This window comes from Halolamina pelagica, assembly GCF_900115675.1.
Lineage (GTDB): Archaea > Halobacteriota > Halobacteria > Halobacteriales > Haloferacaceae > Halolamina > Halolamina pelagica.
In genome coordinates, this window is record NZ_FOXI01000001.1 from 280,903 (window position 1) to 293,588 (window position 12,686).

Consider the following 12,686-nt stretch of genomic DNA (forward strand, 5'->3'; position numbering starts at 1 on the left):
GCCGCTCGTCAGCGCTCCTCGCTCGTCGCCGCCCACGGGTAGTACTTCGGGGTATCCCCGCCGGGGAGCCGGTAGCCGGCGTACACGAGTCCCCTCCCGGGGCGCCGACGACCACGAGGGCGAGCAGCGCGATAACCGGAGCCCGCCGGCGACCAGCAGCAACAGGAACTGCGAGAGACCGGCAAGTAGCACTACGCTGCCCGCGACGAACACGAGATGCGGGACCAGCGTCACCGGTGGGCGGGGCAGCCAGCCCCGTTCGATCCCGTCCGTTTTGCCCAGGTTCGCCTGGTTCCCCGGCCCGGATATATTTGGAGCGTACCCTGTTCGCTGGACGCGACGGGTTCGGTCTCGAAAAAGACGGGGTCGGTTCGGCGGGTCGTGAGCCTATTCGAGGTCGAAGCGGTCGTTCCGCATGACCTTCGCCCAGGCGTCGACGAAGTCCTCGACGAACTGCTCCTCGCCGTCGTCGGCCGCGTAGACGTCCGCGGTGGCCCGGAGTCGCGCGTTCGAGCCGAAGATGAGATCCAGACGGGTCGCCTCCCACTCGACCTCGCCGGTCTCCCGGTCGCGGACCTCGAAGACCCGGTCGTCCTCGTCGATCGACGCCCACTCGTAGTCCATGTCGAGCAGGTTCGCGAAGAAGTCGTTGGTGAGCGTCCCCGGCTGCGCCGTGAGGACGCCGCGGTCCGTGTCCTGGTAGGTCGCGCCGAGTGCGCGCATGCCGCCGACCAGCACCGTCATCTCGGGCACCGTCAGGTTCAGCAGGTCGGCCTTGTCGGCCATCCGCTCCTCGGGCGTCTCGTACATGTCGTCGTAGTCGCCGCTCCCGAGGTAGTTCCGGAAGGCGTCGACCTTCGGCTCGAGGTGCTCGAAGGCCTCGGCGTCGGTCTGCTCCTCGGTTGCGTCGGTTCGGCCCGGCTCGAACGGCACTTCCACGTCGTAGCCGGCGTCGGCGGCCGCCTGTTCGACGGCCGCGTTGCCGCCCAGCACGATCAGGTCGGCGAGCGAGACGCGAACGTCGTCGTCACGCGAGCCGTTGAACTCCTCCTGGATGCCTTCGAGGGTCTCGAGAACCGTCTCGAGTTCCGCGGGCTCGTTGACCTCCCAGCTACGCTGGGGTTCGAGCCGGACGCGGCCGCCGTTGGCGCCGCCGCGCTTGTCGCTGTCGCGGTACGTCGACGCCGACGCCCACGCGGTCTTGGCCAGCTGGGAGCGGGAGAGCTCCGAGTCGAGGATCTCCGACTTGAGTTCGGCGATCTCCGCGTCGCCGACGAACTCGTAGTCGGCGTCCGGGATCGGGTCCTGCCAGACCATCGTCTCGTCCGGGACCTCCGGACCGAGGTACCGCTCGGTCGGGCCCATGTCGCGGTGGAGGAGCTTGTACCACGCTCGCGCGAAGGCCTCCTGGAACTCGTCGGGGTTCTCCTGGAAGCGCTGGAGCACCTCGCGGTAGTCGTCGTCGTGCTTCAGCGCCACGTCGGTCGTCAGCATCATCGGCTCCTCGGACTCTGAGGGGTCCTGTGCGCCCGGCGCGTCCTCGACGCTGTCGGCGTCGACCGGCTTCCACTGCCACGCGCCGCCGGGCCCCTTGACCGAGGTCCAGTCGTGATCGAGCAGGTTGTCGACGTAGCCCATGTCCCACTCGATCGGCGAGTCGGTCCAGGGACCCTCGATACCGCTCGTGATCATGCCGCCGATGTCGTCGAGGTCCTGGTCCCAACCCAGCCCCTGGTCCTCGATGGGTGCGGCTTCGGGCTCGGGGCCGAGGTGGTCCTCGGGGTTGTCCGCGCCGTGGACCTTCCCGAAGGTGTGCCCGCCGGCGATGAGCGCGACCGTCTCCTCGTCGTTCATCGCCATGCGGGTGAACTCCTCCCGGATGTTCGCCGCGGAGCCCTCGACGTCGGGCTCGCCGTACGGGCCCTCGGGGTTGACGTAGATGAGCCCCATCACGGTGTTCGCGAGCGGGTCCTTCAGGTTGCCAACTTCGCCGTCCTCGAAGCGTTCGGGCGAGGTCTCCTCCCACTCCTCCTCGGGGCCCCACACGGTGGCCTCGTTGGACTTGAACTCGTCCTCGCGGCCGCCGGCGAACCCGAAGGTCTCGAAGCCCATCGTCTCCAGGGCGACGTTGCCGGCGAGGACGATCAGGTCGCCCCACGAGAGCTTGCGGCCGTACTTCAGCTTGACCGGCTGGAGCAGGCGGCGGGCCTTGTCGAGGTTGATGTTGTCCGGCCAGCTACTCTCCGGCGGCAGGCGCTGGAGCCCGCCGGAGGCGCCGGCGCGACCGTCGGCCGTCCGGTACGTCCCGGCGCTGTGCCACGCCATCCGGATGAACAGCGGCCCGTAGGTCCCGTAGTCCGCCGGCCACCAGTCCTTCGAGTCCATCATCACCTCCCGGATGTCCGACTTCACCTCCTCGAGGTCGAGCTTCCGGAACTCCTCCGCGTAGTCGAACTCCTCCTCGTACGGGCTCACGTCCCGCGCGTTGTCGTCGAGGATGTCCACGTTCAGTAGCTGTGGCCACCACTCTTGGTTGGTCTTAGCCATCGTACAATAGATGCCCCCTCCGCGTATTAAGGTTGTTCAACTCGGTAATGGTCTTCGGCTGTGAACGCGAAAATACTCGATTCGGAAAGAAAATCTGCGGGTTAGGAAACCCCGCCCCGACAACGAATCTCGTTCTCGTGAGGGCAGCGAGAGTCCTCGCCGAGCGTGCGAGTCTCAGCACCGGAGGGCCCGTTATTGGTTGGGCCGTCCTCGGCAGGAAAGGGAGGTACGTGGCTGGACGACGAACTGCCGCCGAAAACGGGAACGGATCAGCGCCGAAGCACGACGGAGCAGTCGGCGTCGACGGCCAGTCCTCACGCGATCGCGGGACCGCCAACGCCACGACCGTGGAGGGGCCTACCGTCGCGTCGGCGACGGGGTGACCGTATCGGCCGATTCGCTCGAGCGACGGCGGCGGATCACGAACGCGGCTCAGCGGATTCTTTTCCGACTTCCCGCCCCCGTCAATATAGCCACCATTTAATGTTCGGCACCCACTACCTCCTCAGTGCAGTAAGGAAGACTCCCGACCGTGACGCCGACGCATTCCGGCATCTCCCCCCACCCCACATCGCAACGGTTCGGGACGCCCACGCGACAGTGGGCGGATCTTCCTTACTTGCTTCTTAGGGCCGAGCGCTGTGGGTTGCGTGAGACCCGTTCGACACGGTCGCGAAAACGTGTGCAGTGACTACCCGCTCGGTGTCGCCGGGACGGTCGCGGGAGGGGTGACAGGTCGCCGCGTCAGAACGTCGGTTCGTCCTCGTTCCCCCCCTCCTGCATCGCGGGGTCCTGCTGGTCCTCGACCGTCTGGGTGAACAGGTCGCTGTCCATCTCCTCGGTGGGTTCCTCCTCGATGTCGTACGCCGAGACGCCGCGCTGGAGCAGGTCCTCGACGGCCCGCTCACGGTTGAGGAACTCGCCGGACTCCACGAGACGGTTGAGTTCGCCGGTAATACGGTCGGGGAGGTCGACCTCGATCTGCGCCATGTCTCCCCCTCCATGCTGGAGCGGTGTGAACTTTGCGCTCGGTGGGTATATGCACCGTCGCTCCCAACCCCGGTCCGTGCAAGCGGACGCGATCGACCCGCAGGCGGAGGCCGCCCTCGAGCGTCGACGGCTCTCACTCCCGCACAGTCGGGTCGGGCTCAAGCTCCTCCGGCCGGTCGCACGGCTCGTGAGTCGGTACGGGACCCGGAACCGACCCGCCGTCGGATCCGTAACCGATCTGCGGATCCCCGGGCCGGCCGGCGATGTTCGCGCGCGACGCTACCGGCCGCCGGACGCTGGCGACGTGCCCACGGTGGTGTTCTTCCACGGCGGCGGCTACGTGCTCGGCGGGCTCGAGACCCACGACGTGCTCTGCCGGCGGCTGACCCGCGAGAGCGGCTGTGCGGTGCTCTCCGTCGCCTACCGGCTCGCCCCCGAACACCCGTTCCCCGCCGCCGTCGAGGACTGCTACGCCGCGACGGAGTGGGCGGCCGCGAACCCCGATCGTCTCGGCGGCGCCGACGGGCTCGCGGTCGCGGGCGACAGCGCGGGCGGGACGCTCGCGGCGGTCGTCGCCCTGATGGCCGCCGAACGCGACGGCCCGGACCTCGCCCACCAGGCGCTGATCTACCCCGCGACCGGCGTCGAACAGCGCCATGAATCGGTCCGGCGGAACGCGGGCATCGTGCTCGACCGGGCCGACCTCCGGTTCTTCGAGGACTGTTACATCGAGAACGAGATCCACCGACGGAACCCCTACGCGGACCCGAGCAACGCGGGCGACCTCTCGGGGGTCGCGCCCGCGACGGTGATCACTGCCGGGTTCGATCCGCTCCGGGATGGGGGAAAGAACTACGCCGAACAGCTACTCGCCGACGGCGTCGACGTGCGCTACGAGAACTACCCGGCACAGGTCCACGGGTTCGCGACGATGGCCATCGACGCCGCCGAGGACGTGGCCGCCGGGATCGGGCGGGATCTCGGGGCGGCGTTGCGGTAGCCGGCCGGACACGTTCTCGTCGTCGGGTTCGGAAAAGCCGACCCCGTCAGTGGTCCTCGAACCAGGTCGCCAACTCCTCGAGCCGGTGGATCGCGCGGTCGGGATCGCCGATGTTGTGGTGCTCGCCCGGGTAGATCACCAGCCGCGAGTCGACGCCCTGTTTCCGGACGGAGACGAACAGCTGTTCGGCCTGCGTCGGCGGGCAGCGCCAGTCCTCCTCGCCCGCGGTGATCAGGAGCGGCGTGTCCACCTGATCCACGTCGGTGATCGACGAGATCTCGCGGTAGGTGTCGACGTTCTCCCACGGCAGCCCGAACTCGTCCTCGTGCCAGAGGTGGTTGTCGTCGGTGCCGAACGTGGCGTAGAAGTCGTAGATGCCGTGCTCTGCGGCGGCGCCGGCGAAGATGTCGGTCTTGGTGACCGCCGCGGCGGTGGTGATGCCGCCGTAGGAGAAGCCGGTGAGGTAGAGTCGGTCCTCGTCGGCCCAGCCCTCCTCGACGAGGTGTTCGACGCCGGTTTTCACGTCGTCGACCTCCTTGTCGCCGCGAGTGCCCCGGAGGCGCTCGGCGAACTCCTGGCCGTAGGAGGTCGAGCCGCGGTAGTTGGTCCGCAGTACGATGTACCCCTTGCTCGTCCAGAACAGCTGGTCGAAGCCGAACGCCGGCGAGTCGTAGGACATCGGCCCGCCGTGGACCGAGGAGACTACCGGGTGCGGCTCGGGGTCCTCGGGGTCGAACTCCGGCGGGAGGTACGCGAGCCCGTGGATCGTGACGCCGTCGGAGTTCTCCCAGGACACCCGGACACAGTCGTGGGGCTCGTCGACGAGGTCGGCGTTGACCTCGCTGACCTGTGCGAGTCCCGCCTCGTCGGCCTCGGTACCCTTCTCCGCCTCCAGGCCTTCACGACCCATCGCGTAGACGTCGGCGCCGTCCTCGGGGTCGTCCATCCGGAACGCGAGCGTCTCGCCGCCGTCGCTGACTGACAGGCCGGAGACGGACCTGCTGCGCCCCTGCGCGACGAACACGCGCTCGGGGTCGTCGCTGTGAGCGTCGAGACGCACCATCCGGGTGTTGCCCTCGTCGCCGAACAGCCCCACGAGCGTGTCGTCGTCGAGCCACTGGGGGTTGCCGCCGAACGCGATCGTGCGGTCGAGCGAGCCGGAGACCGAGTCGAACTCGCCGCTTTCCACGTCGAGGACGTACGCCTCGGTCGGCTTGTACCAGTTGTAGGGTTCGCCGCCGCCGACGGCGATACGGCTGCCGTCGGGCGACCACTCGGGCGCGGCGACGCGCAGGCCGGCGTCGGTGACCTGCTCGTAGCCCGTGCCGTCCGGGCGGATCGTGTAGACGTTGCGAACGTGCGTGTCGTCGGGATCCTCCTCGTGCTGGGCGACGAAGGCGATGCGGTCGCCGTCGGGCGACCACGCCGGCTGGAGGCCGCGGCGGTCGCCCTTCTCCGCGTCGTCGACGGCCCCATCGAGGCGGACCGTCTCGCGGCTCTCGGCGTCGACGACGAACAGGTAGCTCGACACCTCGTCGAGCCAGCCCGCGCCGTCGCCCTTGTGCTGGAGGCGGTCGATCTCGATGGGCCCGTCGTCCTCGCGCTGGCGGAGGTACTCCTCGTCCGCCTCCGTCGGGTCCCGGGCCGAGATCACGATGCGTTCGCCGTCCGGCGCCCAGTCGAACTCGGCGACGCCGTAGTCGCGGTCGGTGAGTTGGCGTGCGTCGCCGCCGCGGGCCATGTCGAACGACCAGACCTGCGGCTTCGGGCCGTCGCCGACCGGCTCGCCGTTCTCCTCGTCGTCGTCTTCCGCCTCGATCTCGGAGCCGTTCTCCACGGCGAGGCCGGCGTCGGTCTCGCGGGCCGCGACGAACGCCAGTCGGTCGCCGTCGGGCGACCACTGCGGGCTGGACGCGCTGGAGGCGCGGGTGAGTCGGTAGGGTTCGGCGGAGCCGTCGGTCGGTGCGACGAACAGCGACGTGTGGCGGTCGTCCTCCTCGGCGTCGAACTCGCTGACCAGGAACGCCACACGCTCCCCGTCGGGGGAGACGGCGGCACCGGACGCGATCGAGAAGTCGTAGAACCGCTCGGGGGTGAGTTCGTCCACGCACGGGATGTGAACCGAGTGATGAAAAACGTACGCCCCGCGGCCGTTCTGTCGGTCGGTCGTCCGTCCCGGCACCCCGTTGCAGTCGCCGGACTAGGTCCGGCTCGCGAACGGGAGGTTCGTTCTCGGGGAGGAGACGAGCAGTCGTCCTGTCCGGCCGACCGGGGCCGGACAGATCAGTCGTCCGTCACGGCAGACGGTCGCCGTGACGATCAGTCGTCGGTAAAGGGGTGCTCCTCGGGGTTGCCGTGGACGGCGCTCCTGATGATCCGGCGCGTGTCGCGTACGAGTTGGACGAGTTCCCCACGGCGGGTGGCGAACAGGCCGAGCGCGAGGACGACGTACGTCGCCGTGAACAGGTGGAGCAGTTCGATCTCCGTGACCGGCAGGTGGACGACCTCCCGGAGCGCGAGGAACTCGAGGACCACCTGCGAGAGGAACAGCACCAGCAGGACGAGCGCCTCGCGGACGTCGATCTCGAAGTTGATGACCAACGCGATGGCGAACAGCGACTGGGCGGCGGTGATCCAGATCTCGGCGGCCTGCTTGGCGTCGAACGCCAGCGCGCCGTACTCCCCGAGCGCGATCGAGTGGACGATCACCAGCGTCCCGATCAGCAGGGTCCACTGGTTCAGCTTCGAGGAGATGAGGGCGTTGAACCCCGCCGTCGAGCGCGCCTTCCGCACCAGCACGACGACGACGATGAGCTCCGGCGACTCGGAGGCCAGCGGCGCGATCCACTGGATCATGAAGAAGGAGGGGACGCCGATGTCCTCGCCCAGCAGCTCGAGGCTGTGAGCGAACGGCTCGACGGCGGTGAAGATGATCAGCCCGGAGAACAGGAACAGCGCGATCACCGTCAGCGCCCGGAACGGGTTGGGGATCCGCCCCAGCATCGCCGGGACGCCGACGTGTTCGACGTCCTCCTCGGGCTCGCCCCGGAGGACGACGCCGATGTAGAGGACGTACAGCCCCACGAGGACGGCCATATCGAAGACGTCGATGCCGGCGCCGAGGGGGACGAGGAAGGCCCACACCGTCGCGGCCAGCAGGAACGAGATCTCGAGGCTGATGTCCCGATCGAGCGAGACGGCGTTCTTCAGGAACCCGCGCCGGTCCTTCACCGCCGTGTCCCGGCTCGCTCCGGCGCGGTAGACGGTGAACAGCGCGATCCCGGCCCAGCCGATCCCGATCAGGATGCGGTTCGCCCCGGTCATGTTCGCGACGGCGAGGTTGCCGGCTTCGATGCCGGCGGGCGTGCCGGCCTGGACGCCCGCCTGCCACGCGTACAGCGCGTCGACGGCGTACTCCGGCGCCACCGCCAACACCGCGAGCACGGCGATGGCGAACGCCCGCGGGACGTCCTTCTCCGCGGTTTCGGCGCCCCAAGTCAGCAGGAACGACGCTCCGAGGATCCCGATCCCGGCGACGGCGACGGTCGGCCCCGCCGTGAGCCCGTCGGCCATCCCGGTCAGCCATCCGCCCAACCACGGGAGCGTCAGTACTGCTGCGACGCAGAGCGCTCCGAGCTTTCTCGTGTTCATTCCGGTTGGACTGAGCGAGCACCGGGGTCGGTAAAAACCACAGGATAGCGACGACGCCGGGGTTTCCACGGGTTCTGAGCGCCTCAGCCGCCGATTCGGGGCTGATCCCGCTCGCTCCCCGAAACTCACGGGAGCGGCAGTCTGTCCGCGAGGTTCGGGGGGTACGGGGCGAAACGAACGGGGACGGGTGGGTAGTGGGGCGTGACTGAACATTCTGGAAATTTCGAACTTCCTTCGGTGTATCGACGGTTCAGGCATCGTGAGAAATCTTAAGTGGGCGCCGCCGGACGGTCGAACGTATGCTTCCGGAGGCTGCAGTCGTGCAAACGGGGACGCGTCGGGGCACTCCGTCCGGTCGGACTCCACGTTGTGGGGTGGCAGCCTGATGGGACGCGCGGTCAGCGTCTCGCTCCAGAAAGGCGGCGTCGGCAAGACCACCATCGCGATCAACCTCGTGGACGCGCTCGCGGCCCGGGGTCACGACGTGTTGCTCGTCGACCTCGATCAGCAGGGCAACGCTACGGAGGGCGTCGGCCTGAAGGACGCCTACGAGCGCGACAGCCCCCACGTCGGCGACGTGCTCACCGACGACGACCCCGTCGACGCCGCCGAGACCGTCGTCGAGCGCGACGGGTTCGACGTGCTGCCCGCCCACGTGGACCTCGACGAGATCGAGGACCGCATCCGGAACTCCACGTTCGGGATGCTGTGGGTCCGCCGCCGGATCGTCGACCAGCTGCTCGGCGACGCCTACGACTACATCGTCGTCGACTCGCCGCCGAGTCTGGGGCCGCTCTCGGACGCGGCGCTGATCGGGACCGGCAGCGTGATCGTCCCGCTACTGATGAGCGAGCCCAGCGTCAGCGGGTTCGAGCGCATGTGGGACCAGCAGGTCGTCCCCATCCGGAACGAGGTGGACCTGGAACTGCTCGCGGTCGTGCCCAACGACCTCTCGGGCAACAACGAGGAGCGACGCATCATCGAGGACCTGGAGGACTCGCCGTTCGAGGAGCACCTCCCCGAGTTCTGCCGGTCCGACGAGTTCGACGACCCCGACTCCCCGGGGCCGGGGATCCGCCACCGCATCGCGTTCAGTCGCGCGTGGCGGGACGGCCGGACGCTCCGGGAGTACGACCCGGACAACGACATGCTCGACAGACTCGACCGACTCGCCGAGATCGTGGAGAACGATGCCTGACGACAACCGATTCGCCGGCCTCTCGGACGCCGACGAGGGCGCCGACGACGACGCCGAGGAACCGACCGACACCACCGAGGCCGAGGACGGTAACGGCCCCGCCTTCGAGTTCGACGCGACCACCGCCAAGAGCATCTACGTGCGACCGGAGACCCTCGAGACGCTGGAGGACGCGGAGTTCGAGGTCGAGATGCTGCTGCGACGCGAACACGACATCCGGGACGTGACCGGCCGGGAGTTCCACGACGCCGCAGTACAGGTGCTCGCCGACCACGCCGACGAGGTCGTCGAGCAGATCCTCGACGAGCGCGACGACTGAGTTTCCCGATCCGTTCAGAGCTCGAGCTCCTCGCTCACGTCGTCGATGAACCGCGCCTGATCCGGGCTGGTCGAGAGGAACTCGATCTCGTCGAACCCCGCCTCGCGGTGTTCGTCGACGACCTCCCGAACCTCCGCCGGGTCGTCGGTGATCAGCCCCCAGTCGTCCCAGTCCGCTTTCGGAACCTGCTTGCCGCGGCGCTCGACCTCCCGGGGGTCGTACACGTCCTCGGAGAAGTCGACCGCCATCGACCCGGTCCAGAACTCGACGGCGTCGAGCGCCGCCCCGGGGTCGTCGGCGTAGGAGACACTGAACTGCCGGATGCGGTCGATGTCGTCGGGGTCGCGGCCGGCCTCCTCGGCGCCGGCCTCGATGGCGGGAACGAGCTTCTCCCGATACGTCTCGGGGTCGACCAGCGTGAGGAGGCCGTCGGCGTACTCGCCGGCGACCCTGGCGCTCTTTGGCCCGTTGGCGGCGACGAACAGCCGCGGGCGTTCCTCGGGGAGCGTGTACAGTTTGGCGTCGTCGGCCGACCAGTGGTGGCCGTCGTAGCTGAGCCGTTCGCCGTCCCAGAGGCGGGTGATGATCTCGCAGGCGTCCCGCATCCGGCGGTTGCGCTCGGGGTAGTCCGGCCAGTCGTACCCCAGGGGGCGCTCGTTCATCGCTTCGCCGGTCGCGAGCGTGAGGTGGACTCGGCCGGGCGCCATCGTCGCCAGCGTCGCGAACGTCTGGGCGATCAGTCCGGGGTGGTAGCGGCCGATCGCGGGCGTGACGCCGGTGCCCATGCGCACCTCGTCGGTGCGTTCGAGCGCGGCGCCCAGCCACGGCCACGCGGCGCCGCAGTGGGCGTCGGTGTGCCACCACGGGTGGAAGTGGTCGCTGGTCCAGACGGTGTCGAAGCCGGCCGCTTCGGCTCGGGTGGCGTGATCGAGCAGTTCGGTCGGACCGTACTGCTCGTGAGCCGCGAATACGCCGATGTTCATACGGCGACTCGGGGCGGCAGCAGCAAAAAAGAGCCGCCGGGTCGGGCCGATCAGTTCGGCTGGGCCTCGGTGTCGATCTCGACGTCGCTGTACTTCCCGAGCGCGCCGAGCTGGCCGAACAGCGGCATGTCGACCCAGTCGTAGCTGAACCGCTCGTTGGCGGGGTAGCCGTAGTTGATCAGCGCGCAGTCCTCCCAGTTGGCCTCCTCGAGCTTGCGGATCGCGTCGGCGCGAGCCTGGCGGTCCTCCTCGGTGTCGCGCTTGTTGTTCTGCATCGTCTGCCAGGCCTCGCGGGCGCGCTGGGAGGCGTCGGTCTCGACCCAGTTGAGCCCCACCAGCGGCGGCGCGTCGACGCCCTCGTTGTTGGTGGTCCGGGTGTTCGGCGGGTACAGCAGCGCGAGCACGTTCATCGGGTCGGCCCACGCCATCCCCCAGGAGCCGAGCCCGGAGTCGCGGTTGCCCGCGAACTCCCGGTCGAGCAGCGTCGAGAACTCGGCGGTGTTGATCGTGAGGTCGATGTGGGCAGCCGAGAGCTGGTCACGCAGGTTCCCCGCGATCTGGCTGTTCGTCGAGCCGGGGGTGTTGATGATCTCGAACTCGTAGGGGTCGTCCTGACTGTAGCCGGCATCCTCCATCAGCGCACGGGCGGACTCGATGTCGGACTCGTTGTAGCCGTAGGGGTAGTTCTCGCGGGCGTGCTCCTCGGCGGCCTCCGGGCCGCCCGGCCACAGCGACCGCGGCGTCATGTGGTAGCCCGGCGTCTGGCGTCCCTTGTACGCGTCGGCGGCGAGCTCCTCGTGGTTCATCACGTACGCGACCGCCTTCCGTGCGGGCTCGATCACGTTGTTCGTGTTGAACAGCATGAAGCTGGTCGAGAGCCCGGCGATCCGGAGGTAGTCGACGGTCTCGTCGTTCTGGAGCGGCCCGTAGGTCCCGATCTGGCGCCCGATGTCGTCTGTCTCCTCGACGCTGACCTTCTCCGGGTCGTACTGCGCGTTGGGGATGGGGAACGCGTCGACGTTCCGGTTCATCGCGTAGTTGAACTGCGCGTTCGGGTCGGCGATCACCTGCCAGTGGATCCGGTCGATGCTCGGTTCCTCGCCGTAGTAGTCGTCGAACGCGACCACCGACGCCTCGTTGTCGGGGCTCCAGTTCTCGAACTCGAAGGGGCCGGTGCCGACGGGCTCGCTGGTGAACTCGTCGTAGGCCATCTGGCCGTCGTACCCGTCGATGTCGCCGACGATCCCCTCGGGAACGATCACGAACGAGGAGTCGGCCATGATGTCGATGCCCGCGTAGTACGGCGAGGAGAGCGTCACCTCGACCGTGTAGTCGTCGACGGCCTCGACGGCGAGGCTGCCGGGGACGTAGTTCCCCTCGTCGTCGGTCTCGTGTTCGACGCCGAGGTCGCCGAGCAGCACGTAGTCCGACGTGGAGTTGCTCGACCCGGCCAGTCGCTCCCAGGAGTAGACGACCGCGTCGGCGGTGACCTCGTCGCCGTTGTGCGCGACCACGTTCTCCCGGAGCGAGAACGTGTACACGGTGCCGTCGTCGGAGACGTCGACGCTCTCGGCGATCGCGTTGGTCACGTCGGCGGTCCCGTGGGGTTTGCCGACGAGCCCGTCGAACATCTGGGAGACCTTCACGGCCTCCGTCGTGAGGACGGTCGCGATCGGGTCGAGCGTGTTCGCCGACTCGTTGATGAGCCGGAGGGTCGTCTGGTCGTCGCCGCCGGCCGGCGTGTCGTCGCCGGTCGCCTCGGTGTCGGTATCGGTGTCGGTCCCGAGTTCGCCCGGCGGCGTCTCCTCACCGCCGTCGGTACAGCCCGCGAGCGCGCCCGCAGCCGCGAGCCCGCCGGTCGCCTTGAGGAACTGCCGTCGTTGCAGTTCGTCTGAATCAGCCATACCCGTTCCTGTTTGAGCCAACGGTTAGGTTTTGCGGTGGTTTCAGGCCCCTCGTTTCCGAGGAGAAATACGTTCTTGCCGGCGATTCGGCCGG

General features: G+C 68.5%; 9 protein-coding genes. 3 read left to right on the forward strand and 6 right to left on the reverse strand.

The genetic code is table 11. The features are described from left to right. Nucleotides 1-387: 387 nt before the first annotated feature. A complete protein-coding gene (katG, locus tag BMZ83_RS01535; RefSeq protein WP_074874903.1) occupies nt 388-2,547 on the reverse strand; it encodes a catalase/peroxidase HPI in 2,160 nt (719 codons plus the stop codon). Nucleotides 2,548-3,291: 744 nt separating this feature from the next. Beyond that, on the reverse strand, nt 3,292-3,537 hold the full coding sequence (locus tag BMZ83_RS01540; RefSeq protein ID WP_074874905.1) for a DUF7120 family protein: 246 nt from the start codon (nt 3,535-3,537) through the stop codon (nt 3,292-3,294). Between the two features lie 76 nt (nt 3,538-3,613). On the opposite strand from BMZ83_RS01540, the gene BMZ83_RS01545 reads away from it, so the two are divergent. Then, nucleotides 3,614-4,537 (forward strand): alpha/beta hydrolase, encoded by a 924-nt coding sequence (locus BMZ83_RS01545; protein WP_074874907.1) that lies wholly within the window; start codon nt 3,614-3,616, stop codon nt 4,535-4,537. Between the two features lie 46 nt (nt 4,538-4,583). Here the strand turns inward: BMZ83_RS01545 and BMZ83_RS01550 are convergent, their stop codons facing one another. Next, a complete protein-coding gene (locus BMZ83_RS01550; protein WP_074874909.1) occupies nt 4,584-6,644 on the reverse strand; it encodes a S9 family peptidase in 2,061 nt (686 codons plus the stop codon). Nucleotides 6,645-6,856: 212 nt separating this feature from the next. Further along, nucleotides 6,857-8,188 (reverse strand): sodium:calcium antiporter, encoded by a 1,332-nt coding sequence (locus BMZ83_RS01555; RefSeq protein WP_074874911.1) that lies wholly within the window; start codon nt 8,186-8,188, stop codon nt 6,857-6,859. A 385-nt stretch (nt 8,189-8,573) separates the two neighbouring features. Between BMZ83_RS01555 and BMZ83_RS01560 the strand changes: the two genes are divergently transcribed. After that, on the forward strand, nt 8,574-9,386 hold the full coding sequence (locus tag BMZ83_RS01560; protein ID WP_074874912.1) for a ParA family protein: 813 nt from the start codon (nt 8,574-8,576) through the stop codon (nt 9,384-9,386). Continuing rightward, entirely contained in the window at nt 9,379-9,705 is a 327-nt protein-coding gene (locus BMZ83_RS01565; protein WP_074874914.1) for a hypothetical protein, read from the forward strand. The genes BMZ83_RS01560 and BMZ83_RS01565 overlap by 8 nt, the downstream gene beginning before the upstream one ends. A gap of 14 nt (nt 9,706-9,719) precedes the next feature. Here the strand turns inward: BMZ83_RS01565 and BMZ83_RS01570 are convergent, their stop codons facing one another. Further along, entirely contained in the window at nt 9,720-10,688 is a 969-nt protein-coding gene (locus BMZ83_RS01570) for a TIGR03557 family F420-dependent LLM class oxidoreductase (RefSeq protein ID WP_074874916.1), read from the reverse strand. A gap of 50 nt (nt 10,689-10,738) precedes the next feature. Then, a complete protein-coding gene (locus tag BMZ83_RS01575) occupies nt 10,739-12,592 on the reverse strand; it encodes an ABC transporter substrate-binding protein (RefSeq protein WP_074874918.1) in 1,854 nt (617 codons plus the stop codon). Between the last annotated feature and the right edge of the window lie 94 nt (nt 12,593-12,686).

What these genes read in the sequence shown, in the direction of transcription:
- katG (WP_074874903.1), bottom strand. Translation starts at nt 2,547, where the DNA reads ATGGCTAAGACCAACCAAGAGTGGTGGCCACAGCTACTGAACGTGGAC.
- BMZ83_RS01540 (WP_074874905.1), bottom strand. Translation starts at nt 3,537, where the DNA reads ATGGCGCAGATCGAGGTCGACCTCCCCGACCGTATTACCGGCGAACTC.
- BMZ83_RS01555 (WP_074874911.1), bottom strand. Translation starts at nt 8,188, where the DNA reads ATGAACACGAGAAAGCTCGGAGCGCTCTGCGTCGCAGCAGTACTGACG.
- BMZ83_RS01560 (WP_074874912.1), top strand. Translation starts at nt 8,574, where the DNA reads ATGGGACGCGCGGTCAGCGTCTCGCTCCAGAAAGGCGGCGTCGGCAAG.
- BMZ83_RS01565 (WP_074874914.1), top strand. Translation starts at nt 9,379, where the DNA reads ATGCCTGACGACAACCGATTCGCCGGCCTCTCGGACGCCGACGAGGGC.
- BMZ83_RS01570 (WP_074874916.1), bottom strand. Translation starts at nt 10,688, where the DNA reads ATGAACATCGGCGTATTCGCGGCTCACGAGCAGTACGGTCCGACCGAA.
- BMZ83_RS01575 (WP_074874918.1), bottom strand. Translation starts at nt 12,592, where the DNA reads ATGGCTGATTCAGACGAACTGCAACGACGGCAGTTCCTCAAGGCGACC.